Origin of the sequence: Deinococcus aquatilis DSM 23025 (assembly GCF_000378445.1) — a bacterium.
In the GTDB taxonomy this organism is placed as follows: Bacteria; Deinococcota; Deinococci; order Deinococcales; family Deinococcaceae; genus Deinococcus; species Deinococcus aquatilis.
Genome location: NZ_KB899712.1, coordinates 29,858 through 43,492, shown reverse-complemented (window position 1 = coordinate 43,492; position 13,635 = coordinate 29,858). Strand labels below are relative to the sequence as shown.

The following is a 13,635-nucleotide window of genomic DNA, read 5'->3' as shown; positions in this document are numbered from 1 at the left end:
GATGGAGGGTAGTTCTGTCAAATCTGTGCAGAAGAGCTACAGATTCAGCGTTTAAGGTTGCGCGGCATCGGCGGCATTTTGGGAGGCAGACCGCCCTTGCCGGGGCCTTTTCCGCCGGGGCCACTCATGCGGCCCAGCATCTTCATCATGTCCTTCATCTGCTCGTGCATTTTCAGAATCCGGTTGATGTCCTGCACGGTGTGGCCGCTGCCCGCTGCGATCCGCTTGCGGCGTTTGCCGTCGATGATCTTGGGGTTGCGCCGCTCCTTGAGGGTCATCGAGCTGATCATGGCGTCGATGCGCTGGATCTGCGCCTCATCCACGTTGAAGCCTTCGGGCAGGGCGCGGCTCATGCCGGGAATCAGCTTGAGCAGGTCGCCCAGCGGCCCCATCTTGCGAATCTGGCGCAGTTGCACCAGCAGGTCTTCCAGATCGAAGTCGCCGGGCTTCTTGACCTCCATCGCCTTCAGGTCGGCCTGCTGGGCACGCTCGATCAGGCCCAGCATGTCACCCATGCCGAGGATTCGTCCGGCCACACGGTCAGGATAGAACGGCTCCAGCCCGGTCAATTTTTCGCTGGTGCCCGCGAAATAGATCGGTTTTCCGGTCACACTGCGGGCACTCAGGGCCGCGCCGCCGCGTGCATCGCCGTCCATCTTGGTAATAATCAGGCCCGACAGATTCACGCGGGTATCGAAGGTCTGGGCCACGTTCAGGGCTTCCTGCCCGGTCATGGCGTCCACCACCAGCAGCGTTTCGCTGGGTTGCAGCTCGCTTTGCAGGTCGGCCAACTGATCCATCAGGGCCGAGTCGATCTGCAGGCGCCCTGCCGTATCCACGATCACGAGGTCACGGAAATCCTCTTTCAGGTGCGCTTGCAGGCGTGCCCGCGTCTGCTGGGGTGTTTCGCCATCGGCCACCTTCAGCACGGGTACGCCCACCTGCTTCGCCAGCACCTCCAGTTGGTCGCGGGCGGCGGGGCGCTGGGTATCGGCGGCCACCAGCAGCACGCGGCGGCCCTTGGCCTTGTAGTGGGCAGCCAGTTTGCCCGTGCTGGTGGTTTTCCCGGCCCCTTGCAGGCCCACCATGAACCAGACGTTTCCTTCGGTTTTCAGGGTGGGCTGCGCCGATTTACCGCCCAGCGTTTCAATCAGCTCGTCGTGCACCATCTTCACGATGGTCTGGCCCGCATTCAGGCTGCCCAGCACGTCCTGGCCCACGGCCTTCTCACTGACACGGGCCACAAAATCTTTGGCAACCGTGAAATTTACATCTGCTTCCAAGAGTGCCATCCGAATCTCACGCATGGCGGCCTTCACCTGCGTATCGGTGAGTTTGCTCTCGCGGCCCACCCGGTCAAGGATGTCCTGTAACTTGCTGCCCAGCGCCTCAAACATAGGGTGAGGCTACCACGCTACCGGGGGCAGATTTGTTGCCGGGGCAGGATAGATTGCCAAGGTGGGCAAATTGGTCAGAGACGGCATCCCGGCGATGGTCGGAGCGGGCGCAGTGGCACGGGTTCTGGACGCGGATGAATACGCCGCCGCGCTGCACGCCAAGCTGAAGGAAGAAGTGACGGAATATCTGGAGGCGCACGACCCGGAGGAATTGGCCGATGTGCTGGAGGTTTTGCACGCCCTCGCTGCGCTGCACGGTCTGACTCCACAGGAACTGGAGGCAAAGTGGGCGGCCAAGGTGCAGGCACGGGGCGGCTTTGGCGGGCGGGTGTGGATGGAGTTCTGACCCACCACGCCTAACGCCCGTTAGTTTTCCTGCGCTACCCTGTTCCCATGACCCCCACCGAACCCACCCAAAACCGAATTTCCTGGCTGGCCGTGCCCACCGAAGCCGATGTGCCGGAAGGCGTGCGGAAGCTGTGGAGCAAGGCGGAGGCCAACGTTGGATTCGTGCCCAACGTGTTCCGCGCTCAGGCGCTCAACGGCGAACAGTTTCTGGCGTGGTGGGGTTATTTCAATCTGCTGCTGAACAAAGAAGGCTTCCTGACGCCGCTGGAGCGCGAGCTGGTCGCCGTGGTGGTCAGCGGCGCAAATCGCTGCATCTACTGTGCCGTGTCGCATGGGGCGGCCCTGCGTGAATTCTTGCAGCAGGCGGGCGAGAATCCGCAGACGGCAGACCTGGTGGCCGTGAATTGGCGACATGCCAGCCTCAGCCCGCGCAGAGCGGCCCTGTGCGCCTACGCCGAGCGCCTGACCCTGCATCCTGCCGAGGTAGCTGAAGCCGACCTCCAGACGTTGCGGGAAGTCGGCCTGAATGATCAGCAGATTCTGGAACTCGTGCAGGTGATCGGGATGTTCAACCTGACCAACCGGGTCAGCGGAGCACTGGGTTTCCTGCCCAACGCCGAATACCACGGTCAGGGGCGGTAAGAGGCGGAATTATTGATTCCTGTTGGGCTGAGCAACGTTCCGGCGGAGGCAGAACCCCCAGTTGGCTTCGCATCCAGCCCTTGTCCTCCCCTCAAGGGGGGGCGTTGCGTCAGCAACGGGGGGGTTCGGTCGCCCAGCCTTCAAGCTATTGCCAGCCTCTGCAAAAGCTCAGTGCCCGTATCAGTACTTATAAAAGCCTTCTCCGCTCTTGCGCCCCAACAAGCCCGCCTGCACCATCTTTCTCAGCAGCGGTGAGGGGCGGTATTTGTCGTCGCCCAGCCCTTTATGCAGCACTTCCATAATGGCAAGGCAGGTATCGAGGCCAATAAAGTCGGCCAGGGTCAGCGGCCCCATCGGGTGATTCATGCCCAGTTTCATGATGCCGTCGATGGCTTCCTTTTCGGCCACACCCTCCATCACGCACTGAATGGCTTCATTCAGCATGGGCATCAGGATTCGGTTGGACACGAAGCCGGGAAAATCGTTGCAGGTGAGCGGCGTTTTGCCCATCCGTTCGGCGGTCTGAATGACCTTTTGCGCCGTTTCATCGCTGGTGCTGTGGCCGCGAATCACTTCCACAAGGGCCATCAGCGGTACCGGATTCATAAAATGCATCCCGATAAACTGAGCTGGGCGGCCCGAAGCACTGGCAAGGGCCGTGATAGGAATGCTGCTGGTGTTGCTTGCCAGAATGCCCTCTGCCTTCACGATTCCGCCCAGAGTGCGAAACAATTCGGCTTTGACGGCCTCGTTCTCCACTATGGCTTCGACAACCAGATCGCTGTCTGCAAAATCGGCCAGATCGGTGCTGAAGCGGATGCGGCCCATGATCTCTTCAGGCGTCTGCGTCAGCTTGCCTTTTTCGTGCAACCTGGCAAGACTCTTTTGAATGGTGGCCCGTCCACGTTCCAGAAATTCTGGTTTGACATCCTGCACGGTTACGCTGAAGCCACTCTGTGCGGCCACCTGTGCAATGCCCGCGCCCATCTGTCCTGCGCCTACGACTCCGAAGTTCATTGTTGCTCCTTGGGTTTGGTCTAAAGGTCAAGGGGCTAAGGTGTTGGGCTGCTGCGTTTCCTTGTTGCCCTCAGACCCTCGACTCTCAGACTTTTTCACTCCACCAGTGCCACGCCGTCCAGTTCCAGCGTTTTCCCGCGCTTGACGGGCGTAAACGGCGTGTAGGTGTACTCGCTGCACCCGTTGACCACAAACGGATCATCCTTGAAGACATCTTCCAGTTGCGCCTGACTGTCGGCACGGCCCAGCAAGATGCCGCCTGTACCGTCCAACATGCGGCCCGACACCAGAAACAACCCGCTGACATAGTGCTGATCCAGCCAGGCGCGGTGCAGCGGCGTGATGGCGGCCAGCTCGTCGCCTGTTTTGAGGTAGCGGCTTTGGATGATCCAGAGGGTGGGTGCGGTCATAGGGCAAGTCTACGGGTCGGGGAGGTGTAGGGGTCGAGGGTTTAAGACAAGAGCCTGCCCCCACACCACCTCAGACCCGCCCCTACACGCGCCGAACAGCCAGCGCCAGCCCGTTGCCGCCGCCCATGCACAGCGTTGCCACGCCCGTTTCCTTGTTCTGCTCCTTCAGGGCGTGCAGCAGTGTCACCAGAATGCGTGCGCCCGAAGCGCCGATGGGGTGGCCCAGCGCCACCGCGCCGCCGTTCACGTTCACGCGGGCGGGGTCGAGGCCCAGTTCACGGCTCACGGCGAGGCTCTGCACGCTGAATGCCTCGTTCAGCTCCCAGAGGTCTACGTCTTCCACGCCCATGCCCAGATTCTTCAGCAGCTTCTGGGTGGCGGGCACGGGGGTCATCATCACCCATTCGGGGGCAAGACCGCCCGTGGCGTACCCGGTAATTTCGGCCAGAGGCTTCAGGCCGTGTGCGGCGGCAGCTTCTTCCGACATGACCAGCAGGCTGGCTGCGCCGTCGTTCAGGCCGGGGGCGTTGCCTGCCGTCACCGAACCGTCTTTGCGGAAGGCGGGTTTCAGGCGGCCCAAGGTTTCGGCGCTGGTATCGGCGCGGGGGCCTTCGTCGGCGTCTACCACGGTGTCACCCTTGCGGCCTTTCACGGTCACGGGTACGATTTCTTCGGCAAAGCGTCCGGCCCCCTGCGCGGCAATGGCTTTCTGGTGGCTGGCGGTGGCGTAGGCGTCCTGCTCGTCGCGCGTAATCGCGTATTTGTCGGCCACGCGCTCTCCGGTCAGGCCCATGCCCTCATCGTTGATGGAGCACCACAGCCCGTCCTGGGTGTTGGCGTCCAGCACCTGTGCATGGCCGAGGCGGTAGCCTTTGCGTGCTCCCGGCAACAGGTGCGGCGCGTTGCTCATGGATTCCATGCCGCCCGCCAGCACCGCCGACTGGTCTCCTGCCCGGATGCTCTGGGCCGCCAGAATCACGGCTTTCAGGCCGCTGCCACACACTTTGTTGATGGTCAGCGCCCCCACTTCATTGCTCAGGCCCGCCGCCAACGCCGCCTGCCGCGCCGGGTTTTGCCCGCAGCCCGCCTGCACGACCTGACCCATGATCACTTCTTCGATCAATTCAGCAGGAATTCCGGCCCGCCGCAGCGTTTCGGCCAGCGTGATGCTTCCCAGTTCCACCGCCCGCACCGATTCCAGCGCCCCCAGAAACTTGCCCGTCGGCGTGCGCGAGGCCGCCACAATGACTGCTTTGTTCATGTGGCAAGCATAGCGTAGGAAAACTAACGGGCGTTAGGCATGGCGGGACAGGTCGTGGGAAAGGGGAGGTGGAGCGTGGATCGTGTGATCCCGGCCCACCCTCCACGGTCTACGCTCTGCACTTTTTATCCACCCTCTGCCCGTTAGAATGGGCGGTAGTTATGGACATGAAAAAATTGATGAAGCAGATGCAGCAGGCTCAGGCCGCCGCTGCCAAAATTCAGGACAACCTCGCCGCGCAGTCGGTGGAAGGCACGGCCAGCGGGCTGGTCACGGTGACCATGACCGGGCACGGAAAAATCACGGCCCTGAAAATCAAGCCCGAGGCCGTTGACCCGGACGACGTGGAAGCCCTCGAAGACCTGATTCTGGTGGCGATGCAGGATGCCACGGCCAAAGCCGACGCCCTGCAACAGGACGCCACACGCGGGCTGGGCCTGCCCGGATTTTGAGCGGGCGTCTGGCAACTGACAGGGGAGAGGCATGAAATATCCTCCCTCCCTCGTGGCCCTGATCCGCGAGCTTTCGCGCCTGCCGGGAATTGGCCCCAAGAGTGCCCAGCGCCTCGCCTTTCACCTGTTCGAGCAGCCCCGCGAAGATATAGAGCGGCTGGCCGGGGCGCTGCTGTCGGCCAAACGTGACCTGCATGTGTGCCCCATCTGCTTCAACATCACCGATGCAGACCGCTGTGACGTGTGCAGCGATCCCAACCGCGACCAGAATCTGATCGCCGTGGTCGAAGAACCCGGCGACGTGATCGCCATTGAGCGCAGCGGCGAATATCGGGGGCTGTATCACGTGCTGCACGGCGTGCTGAGTCCTATGAACGGCGTCGGCCCCGACAAACTGCATATCCGGCCCCTGCTGCCGCGTGTGCAGAGCGGCATGGAAGTTATTCTGGCTACCGGAACCACCGTGGAGGGCGACGCCACCGCGCTGTATTTGCAGCGTCTGCTGGAGCCACTGGGCGCAGTGGTGAGCCGCATCGCCTACGGTCTGCCCGTGGGCGGCGCACTGGAATACGCCGACGAAGTCACGCTGGGCCGCGCCATGACCGGGCGGCAACGGGTCAGCAAGTAGAGCTTTTCAGGTGGCGGTGTCTACCGCGTCACCCACTCCGGCGTATCGTTCTTCCCATGAGCGATGCGCCTGTTTTGTTGTCTGTCGTTTCTCTGCCTGCCGCACCCGCCCCTCCCGCCGAGTGGCTGCTGGCTCCCACCCTGCCGGGGCGATTCGTGACGCTGGAAGCCCTGACCGAAGCCCATGCGGAGGCGCTGAACGCGGGGGCCGATGCTGATACGGTGGCGATGTTGGCGCGGGGCGGGCCGGAAGCCGCGACTGTGCAGGCGTGGGCCGATTACATCACGCGGCTGAATGCGCTGCCGAACCGCATCAACTGGGCCGTGCTGCTGGATGGCCGGGCCGTGGGCCGCATCAGCTACAGCGAAGTCAAGACCAGTGACCGCTGGGTGGAAATCGGCACGATGCTGCTGCCCGCCGCACGCGGGGGCGTGGTCAATCCAGAATCCAAACTGCTTCTGCTGACCCGCGCCTTCGAGGTGTTAGGGGCCAACCGGGTCCATTTCAAGGTAGACGCCCGCAATGCCCGCAGCCTCGCCGCCATGCGCAAGCTCGGAGCAGTGCAGGAGGGCACGTTGCGCCAGTTTCAGGTGCGCCCCGATGGTTTTGCGCGGGATAGCGTCATGTTCAGCATTGTGCGGGAGGAATGGCAGGGCGTCAGGGCAGGTCTGGAGGCTCGGCTGAATGCGTCGACCTCTTGAAGAGGACAGAGTCGGCACGCTGTCATTCTGCTTTCGCTGTTTGTACTGCCTGATCCATCCTGGAATGACCCTCCGTAAACTTAAGTAGAGCCTCAGACTTGATGAGAAGTATCCCAAGCTTGTCATAACCGACCTGTTAGCCTGAAGGAATCATGTCTGCCCGCACCCTGCTTGCCACCCTGCTGACCACCGCCGCTCTTGGTGTTGTCCCAGCACAGGCCCTGATCGTGCCCATGACGGGTTGGACGCCTGTTGCAGGGAATGCCAACGAGTGGGTGGACGAAGCAGGTGCGTGTCTGCTGCGCGAAGAAAAGCACGGGCAGGCTTTCCCGGCGTTCAAGACGCAGGATCAGGCCCGCGTCTTCGCTCTGCAACTGCAATCCAAACTCAGCGCCCGCAAGGTGCGCGAAGTGGTCACGCAACCCGTAGACCGCGCTGGAGCATGGAGCATCCTGGCCTCGTATTCCTACGAGGAAAGCGGCGTTACCTACCGAATCAGCCAGCTCTACCTCAGCGACAGCGGCATTCTGCGAACTGTCACGGGCAGCAGCGCCGAATTTGAAGGCAGCCCCTGTGTAAACGCCATGCGCGAGTTTCTGCGGTATCTGGCTGACTGAGAGAGGGTAGCGGTCGCGCAAGCAACGGGGTTGGCAACGCCAATACATGAAAGCAGGGCCGACGCTTCAAAGTGCGTCGGCCCTGCTTAAGTTCGTGTTGCTTAGGCTTGCTCGGCTGCGGCCTTGGCCTTGTTGATGGCTTTAGCGAGGCGGCTCTTCTTGCGGGCGGCAGTGTTCTTGTGCAGGGTACTGCCCTTGGCGGCCTTGTCGATCAGGCTCTCGGCCTTGCTCTGTACGGCGGCGGCGTCGGCCACATTCTGCTGAGCAGCTTCAACGGCCTTCTTCACAAAGGTCTTGATGGTGCTCTTGCGGCTGCGGTTCAGCATGCGGCGCTTGAGGCTCTGGCGGTGGCGTTTCTGGGCAGACTTGTGACGTAGGGCCATGTTCGTTCTCCTTGTTCTCCCGCGCACAATCTGTGCATTCGGGGCGGTTCCCACGCTGGGGAACTCGACGCACCGGGCAATCGAATCGCCTTCGGCGCACCCGCTTCAGACCACGCTGGGTCTGCTTTGGGGTCATCCATGTGGCCCAGGAATGATCTGGGGGCAAAATGGGCAACTTCGTTACTGTATCCGGTATGCCTGATGCGGTCAAGCGGTAAACTGGCGGGCGTGACGTTCCGGCCCCGAAAACCACGTGCCGCAGCCGACTTGGGCGGCGAACAGCCCGTCAAGCCTGCCCGCACCCCCACCCCCGAAGAAGCCCGCGACAATCTGTTGGCTTACGCCTTCCGCGCACTGGGCGCACGGGCGCTGACCGCCGCCGAACTGCGGGGCAAGTTGGAGCGCCGCAGCGATGACGAGGCGCTGGTACAGGAAGTGCTGGAGCGCGTGCAGGAGCTGGGCTATCAGGACGATGCACAGGTGGCGCAGGCCGAGGGATCACGGCGCGGCATCGGCGGATTCCGGGTGCGCCAGACCCTCAAACGCCGGGGAGTAACGGCCCCGCTGATCGATGAAACCATGCTGGCCCGCGACCCAGACGACGAGCAGGCCGCCGCCACCGAACTCCTGAGCCGCCGCTGGCCCAGCCTCAGCCGCAAGCGCGATCCCCGTTCCAGTGCCTACGGCTTTCTGGCACGGCGCGGCTTTCCCGGCTCCGTGATCTGGAATGCCATCCGCGAGGTCAGCGCCGAACAGATAGACGACGAAGATGCCGTGGAGCCGGAATTTACCGATGAGGATGAGTAGGGCGTTTGGGGATGGAGGTGGTCTGAGGGTCCAGGGTCGAAGGGTCTAAGCAGAGCAACAAACCTTGGACCTTTAGCCCCTTTGACGCCGAGAGGGATTGGCTTATCAACGTCCACCCCATCAGCCGTTTGGCCTGCTTCCAGCTTGCTTGACACCCCTTTCCGGCCCGCGTAAACTGCCGGACGCACCAATACGGCTTTTGCCGTAGCGGGCCGTGGAATCGGGGCGTAGCGCAGCCTGGTAGCGCACGTCGTTCGGGACGACGGGGTCGGAGGTTCGAATCCTCTCGCCCCGACCACGCCGGAAGCCTCCCCTTCGTGGGGGGGTTTTTTTTGTGGCCCGGACGGTATGGGCTATGCTGTTGCCCGTCTGTCCTTAATCTTTGCCGGAGTGTGTTTATGCGCGTGTTTGCCATTGCCGATCTGCACCTTGCCACCGTGATTCCCAAGCCCATGACGGTGTTTGGGCCGCAGTGGGCAGGCCATCCAGACGCGATCTGGGCACACTGGCGCGAACTGGTGCGGGAAGAAGACGTGGTGCTGTTGCCCGGCGACCTGTCCTGGGCCATGCGCCTGAACGACGCCATGACCGATCTGAGCGTGGTGGCGGAGTTGCCGGGAACCAAGGTGCTGCTGCGCGGCAACCATGATTACTGGTGGCCTACTGCCAGCCGCCTGCGTGCTGCACTGCCGCCCCGAATGCTGGCGGTGGTCAATGACGCCGTGCGGGTGGAAAACGTGGTGGTGTGCGGCTCACGCGGTTGGATCACGCCCGGACATGAGGCGCTGAATGCCGAAGACGAGCGCCTGCTGACCCGTGAAGCCGAACGCCTGAGCCTGAGCGTGAAAGCTGCCCAGGCCCTCCGGCAACCCGGCGACCACCTGCTGATGATGCTGCACTACCCGCCCGCCGCGCCGCCCTACCCGCCCAACCCGCTGATCGACGTGATCGCGGCGGCCCAGCCCGACCTGATCGTGTACGGCCACCTGCACGGCGTGCCGCCTGAGCGGGCCATCAGTCAGGTGGCAGGCATTCCGGCGCATCTGGTGGCCGCCGATGGGCTGAAGTTTCGGCCCAAGCTGTTGCTGGATACGGGGGATGGAGCGTAGGGATCGTGGAACGTGGATCGTAGGCAGGGCTTTTTCCACGATCTACGATCCACGTTCTGCTGTTCGCCTTTCCCACACCCTACGGCCCACATCCCACTACCCAATTCTCCCCAGATACGCTTCCCCCCGCCGCGTCAGCCGCAGCAGATTCAGCGCCGGAGCCGCAGCCGCTATCGGTGTGCCGTCCGGTGCATTGCGGCACAGACTTTTGAGGGCACAGGGGCCACAGGCGCAGGCTCCGGCGTCGGGGGCAGCTTCCTGCACGTAGCCGCCTGCAAAGAGGGTTCGCAGCATGCCGTCCAGCGCCGCTGCCGTGCTGCCCAACTCCTGTGCCAGTTCGCTGGGGGTGCGGGGCGTTCCCGCGATGGCCTGCAAGATGGCGGCCAGCGGGGAGGAAGGGGGGCGGGTTGCCATCACAGCCACAACCGCGCCACCTGATAGGTCAGAAATCCCATGCCCCAGGCAATGCCCATCTGATAGGCCACCGTGAGCCATGCGATGCGCCGCCCGTGTTCCTGTGCGATGGCTCCCACCGTCACGATGCAGGGCGTATACAGCAGCACGAACACGAGGTAGGCCAGGCCCGCAGCCGGGGTGAACGCGGCGGCCAGAGCCTGAGCCAGCGGGGTTTTCTGGTCGGCGGTGGTATCGGTGCTGAGGCTGGGCAGGGCCAACACCGTGGGAATGGCGCTCACGCTGGTTTTGATGGTGTCCCAGGTGGCGGTCACGGCTCCCTGCACACCCGCCCACAGGCTCAGGGGTGCGGGGGCCGCGGCCTGCTCGCCCAGATAGATCTGCCCGAGGGTGCCCACCACGACTTCCTTGGCAATAAATCCGGGCACGAGTGCGCCGGTGGCCTGCCAGTTGCCAAAGCCCAGCGGCGCAAAAATGGGCGACACCGCTTCCGAAACGCGGCCAAACACGCTGTCCTGAGGGGCGACGGTGGCGAATTTGCCGCCCGCCACTGCTGGAAGCGCCAGCAGCAGCCACACACCTGCTACGGTTGCCAGCACCGTTGTTCTGGCCCGTTTGGCAAAGCTGGCCGTGCGCCGCCAGGCATGTTTCCACAGTACGCGCCACGCGGGAAAACGGTAGGGGGGCAGTTCCAGCAGCACGCCGCCGCCCTCTGCGGGGAACGACGTTCGGCGCAGCGCCCACGCGAAGGCGAAGGTCACTGCCATGCCCAGAATGTACATGCTCCACACGATCCAGCTTCCAGCACGCGGAAACAGCGCGGCGGCAAAGACCACGTACACGGGCAGGCGGGCCGAGCAGCTCATGAAGGGCAGGATCATGCTGACGACCACGCGGTCGCTGCGGCGCTCCAGCGTGCGGGTGGCACTCACAGCAGGCACGTTGCACCCGAAGCCCAGAATCAGCGGAATGAAGGCGCGGCCATCCAGCCCCAGCCCGCGCATGATCCTGTCCATCAGGAAGGCGGCGCGGGCCATATAGCCGCTGTCTTCCAGAAAACTCATGGCGAGGTACAGCACCAGCAGGGTGGGCAGAAAGCTGAGGACCGTGCCCACGCCGGGAATAATCGCGCCCACCACCAGATCACGGCCCAGCGGAAACCAAGCCAGCGCCGCCGCTGCCCAGCCCGCCAGCGTGGTTTGCAGCGGCCCGCCGATCAGGTCTACAAACGGAGAAGCCACGCTGAAGGTGAGCCGGAAGACCAGCAGCACCAGCGCCAGAAAAATCGGAATGCCCAACAGGGGATGCAGCGCCAGCCGGTCCAGCCGCTCCGACAGGGTGCGCCGCGCCTCGGCACGCGGGACGGCCACCCGTGCGAGGTCGCCTGCGCGGGCGTAGCGGGCCTCGGCAATTTCGATCAGGGCGTCTATGCCATCGGCGTCCAGTGCGGCCAGATGCGCGTCGGCGGCGTCGATCAGGGGAAGGTGTCCGGTGGCACTCAGGCGGCCCCGCACACTGGGATCACCTTCCAGCAACGCCAGTGCCAGATAGCGGTGGGCGTGGGGCGGCAGCGTGGGCAACTCGGCCATCCGCGCCGTCAGGTCGGCGGCGGCGGCTTCAATGGCCTGCGGATAGCGCACGCCGATGCCGAGGGTCGCGCCCCCCAGAGCCGTGCTCAGCAGCTTGCCCGTGCCCTGCCCCTTGCTGGCGACCGTTTCGATCACGGGTACGCCCAGCACCCGTGCTAGCGCCGGGGCATCTACCGTCAGCCCTTTTTCGCGTGCCTCGTCTACCAGATTCAGCGCCACCGCCACCGGCACATGAAAATCCATCAGTTGCAGGGTCAGGTACAGGTTGCGTTCCAGATTTCCGGCGTCCAGCACGTTCAGAATCACGTCGGGCGCTTCATCCAGCAGGGCGGTGCGGGTAATCAGCTCTTCGGGGGTGTGCGGGCTGAGCGAGTAGGCTCCGGGCAGGTCCAGCAGCAGCGGGCGGCCCTGCACCGTCAGCCGCGCTTCCCGCTTTTCTACCGTGACGCCCGCCCAGTTGCCCACCTTCAGGTTGGTTCCGGCCACCGCGTTGATCAGGGTGGTTTTGCCCGTATTCGGGTTGCCCACCACCACCACCCTCGGCTCGTGGGCAGCCTTCAAGCGGGCCACCGTTTGCAGGCAGGCGGCCTCGTCGGGCAGGCGGGAAGGGGCAGAAACGGGCGGCATGGTGTTACTAGGTACGGTGGCCGTCATTCACGTACCCGGATGCCCAGCAGATCGGCAGCCCGCAACGCCAGATCGGTGCCGCCGACCCGCAGTTCTACCGGGTCGCCCATCGGGGCGCGGCGCACCACCGTCACCCGTGCGCCGCGCACAAATCCCAGTTCCAACAGTCGCCGCCTCAGGGGATGAAGGCGGTCAAGGTCTACCACATGGGCGGCCTCGCCGGGTCGCAATGCATTCAATGTCCGTTCACCCATACCCGATGAGTATAGTCAGGTTAATTTGGAAGGCAAGGGACGGGCGACTGCTCTGTGCAAGCAGGGAAGAGAGTCGAGAGAGCACGGTTTGATCTGGATTCCGATTGCACCCCAACCAGTTGAATCGGGGATCACACGGGATTTAACGGAGTCCTGTACCTGTTATTTTCCCCCCCCGCCCTACAGGACTCGTAGAACTGCGAAGCAGAGAGGGGCGCTGGGGTTGCAGCGGGGTGAGGGGTTGCCGGGGAAGATCAGAGAGTCATTTGAGTTCCGGATTACACCCGGCTCAGCGCCTCTGCGATACTGACTTCCCCACCCACGATTTCAAAGGTTTTTTGGATGGTCTGGGGCAGGGTCAGGCTGGTCAGCACAACCTGGGCCACGTCATCCCGCGCGATCATTCCGCGCTGGACAGGCATACCGATCTGAATTTGTCCGGTGCCGGGGGCATCCGTCAGACCGGCAGGGCGAACGATGGTGTATTCCAGTCCACTGGCCTGCACGTAGGCATCCGACACGGCCTTGACGCGCAGCACCGCGCTCAGAAAGGGGGGCATCTGCTCGGGCCGGTCTACGCCCATGCTGCTTACGACCACCAATCGGCGTGGCCCCCGGTCTTTCAGTACGTCCACCAACCGAATCAGGGCGTCCTGATCCACGGCTTCAAAGGCTCCGCTGGCCCCCGCACCTGCGGCCCAGACCACGGCATCCGTGCCGTCCAGTACGGCTTCCCAGTCGGCCATCAGGTCGCCCAGCACCGGTTCGGCTCCGTACAGGCTCAGCATGTCGGCCTGTTCCTCGCGGCGCACCAATCCGCGGACTCGGTGGCCTTCTGCGGCGGCCTGTGCAGCTACTCGCCTACCCACGCCGCCTGCGGCTCCGATCAGGGCAATGGTCAGCTTGGGGGCGGTCTGAAGATCTGAGGTCATGCCCGAGGGTACGCCTCTGCCTCCGTGAATGTCACTGCTCCGATTAA

Annotated in this window: 17 protein-coding genes and 1 tRNA gene; 9 read left to right on the top strand and 9 right to left on the bottom strand. The window is 63.6% G+C overall.

Going from position 1 to position 13,635, the window contains the following annotated elements:
* Positions 1-44 precede the first annotated feature (44 nt).
* Positions 45-1,397 carry a signal recognition particle protein gene (gene ffh / locus F561_RS0111540; RefSeq protein ID WP_019010125.1) on the bottom strand — a complete coding sequence of 451 codons (1,353 nt, stop codon included), beginning with the start codon at positions 1,395-1,397 and terminating at the stop codon, positions 45-47.
* A gap of 61 nt (positions 1,398-1,458) precedes the next feature.
* Between ffh and F561_RS0111535 the strand changes: the two genes are divergently transcribed.
* Positions 1,459-1,743: a nucleoside triphosphate pyrophosphohydrolase gene (locus F561_RS0111535; RefSeq protein WP_019010124.1), complete on the top strand. Its 285-nt coding sequence runs from the start codon at positions 1,459-1,461 to the stop codon at positions 1,741-1,743.
* Positions 1,744-1,790: 47 nt separating this feature from the next.
* Entirely contained in the window at positions 1,791-2,387 is a 597-nt protein-coding gene (locus F561_RS0111530; RefSeq protein WP_019010123.1) for a peroxidase-related enzyme, read from the top strand.
* Between the two features lie 180 nt (positions 2,388-2,567).
* Here the strand turns inward: F561_RS0111530 and F561_RS0111525 are convergent, their stop codons facing one another.
* From F561_RS0111525 to F561_RS0111515, 3 genes are all read right to left on the bottom strand, one after another.
* On the bottom strand, positions 2,568-3,404 hold the full coding sequence (locus tag F561_RS0111525; protein WP_026298836.1) for a 3-hydroxyacyl-CoA dehydrogenase family protein: 837 nt from the start codon (positions 3,402-3,404) through the stop codon (positions 2,568-2,570).
* Positions 3,405-3,499: 95 nt separating this feature from the next.
* On the bottom strand, positions 3,500-3,814 hold the full coding sequence (locus tag F561_RS0111520; protein WP_019010121.1) for a YciI family protein: 315 nt from the start codon (positions 3,812-3,814) through the stop codon (positions 3,500-3,502).
* A gap of 82 nt (positions 3,815-3,896) precedes the next feature.
* Positions 3,897-5,075: a thiolase family protein gene (locus F561_RS0111515; protein ID WP_019010120.1), complete on the bottom strand. Its 1,179-nt coding sequence runs from the start codon at positions 5,073-5,075 to the stop codon at positions 3,897-3,899.
* A 161-nt stretch (positions 5,076-5,236) separates the two neighbouring features.
* Between F561_RS0111515 and F561_RS0111510 the strand changes: the two genes are divergently transcribed.
* From F561_RS0111510 to F561_RS0111495, 4 genes are all read left to right on the top strand, one after another.
* Positions 5,237-5,527 (top strand): YbaB/EbfC family nucleoid-associated protein, encoded by a 291-nt coding sequence (locus tag F561_RS0111510; protein ID WP_019010119.1) that lies wholly within the window; start codon positions 5,237-5,239, stop codon positions 5,525-5,527.
* Positions 5,528-5,558: 31 nt separating this feature from the next.
* The gene (gene recR, locus F561_RS0111505; RefSeq protein WP_019010118.1) at positions 5,559-6,155 is read left to right on the top strand and encodes a recombination mediator RecR; all 597 of its coding nucleotides are present in this window, start codon (positions 5,559-5,561) and stop codon (positions 6,153-6,155) included.
* A gap of 56 nt (positions 6,156-6,211) precedes the next feature.
* Positions 6,212-6,856 carry a GNAT family N-acetyltransferase gene (locus tag F561_RS0111500; protein ID WP_019010117.1) on the top strand — a complete coding sequence of 215 codons (645 nt, stop codon included), beginning with the start codon at positions 6,212-6,214 and terminating at the stop codon, positions 6,854-6,856.
* 152 nt (positions 6,857-7,008) lie between these two features.
* A complete protein-coding gene (locus F561_RS0111495) occupies positions 7,009-7,473 on the top strand; it encodes a hypothetical protein (RefSeq protein ID WP_019010116.1) in 465 nt (154 codons plus the stop codon).
* Between the two features lie 101 nt (positions 7,474-7,574).
* Here the strand turns inward: F561_RS0111495 and rpsT are convergent, their stop codons facing one another.
* The gene (rpsT, locus tag F561_RS0111490) at positions 7,575-7,856 is read right to left on the bottom strand and encodes a 30S ribosomal protein S20 (RefSeq protein WP_019010115.1); all 282 of its coding nucleotides are present in this window, start codon (positions 7,854-7,856) and stop codon (positions 7,575-7,577) included.
* 201 nt (positions 7,857-8,057) lie between these two features.
* On the opposite strand from rpsT, the gene F561_RS0111485 reads away from it, so the two are divergent.
* The 3 genes from F561_RS0111485 to F561_RS0111475 all read left to right on the top strand — a co-directional run bounded on the left by F561_RS0111485 (position 8,058) and on the right by F561_RS0111475 (position 9,772).
* Positions 8,058-8,663, top strand: coding sequence for a regulatory protein RecX (locus F561_RS0111485; protein WP_019010114.1), 606 nt, complete (start codon positions 8,058-8,060; stop codon positions 8,661-8,663).
* A 221-nt stretch (positions 8,664-8,884) separates the two neighbouring features.
* Positions 8,885-8,961, top strand: a tRNA-Pro gene (locus F561_RS0111480).
* Positions 8,962-9,061: 100 nt separating this feature from the next.
* Positions 9,062-9,772, top strand: a complete 711-nt coding sequence (locus F561_RS0111475) for a metallophosphoesterase (protein WP_019010113.1) — start codon at positions 9,062-9,064, stop codon at positions 9,770-9,772.
* A 96-nt stretch (positions 9,773-9,868) separates the two neighbouring features.
* Here the strand turns inward: F561_RS0111475 and F561_RS0111470 are convergent, their stop codons facing one another.
* The 4 genes from F561_RS0111470 to F561_RS0111455 form a co-directional block, all read right to left on the bottom strand.
* Positions 9,869-10,186, bottom strand: a complete 318-nt coding sequence (locus F561_RS0111470) for a helix-turn-helix domain-containing protein (RefSeq protein WP_019010112.1) — start codon at positions 10,184-10,186, stop codon at positions 9,869-9,871.
* The gene (gene feoB, locus F561_RS0111465) at positions 10,186-12,429 is read right to left on the bottom strand and encodes a ferrous iron transport protein B (RefSeq protein WP_019010111.1); all 2,244 of its coding nucleotides are present in this window, start codon (positions 12,427-12,429) and stop codon (positions 10,186-10,188) included. The genes F561_RS0111470 and feoB overlap by 1 nt, the downstream gene beginning before the upstream one ends.
* A complete protein-coding gene (locus tag F561_RS0111460; protein WP_026298834.1) occupies positions 12,426-12,656 on the bottom strand; it encodes a FeoA family protein in 231 nt (76 codons plus the stop codon). Before F561_RS0111460 ends, feoB begins: the two co-directional genes overlap by 4 nt.
* 278 nt (positions 12,657-12,934) lie before the next feature.
* Complete coding sequence (locus F561_RS0111455; protein ID WP_019010109.1) at positions 12,935-13,588, bottom strand: SDR family oxidoreductase; 654 nt, start codon at positions 13,586-13,588, stop codon at positions 12,935-12,937.
* Between the last annotated feature and the right edge of the window lie 47 nt (positions 13,589-13,635).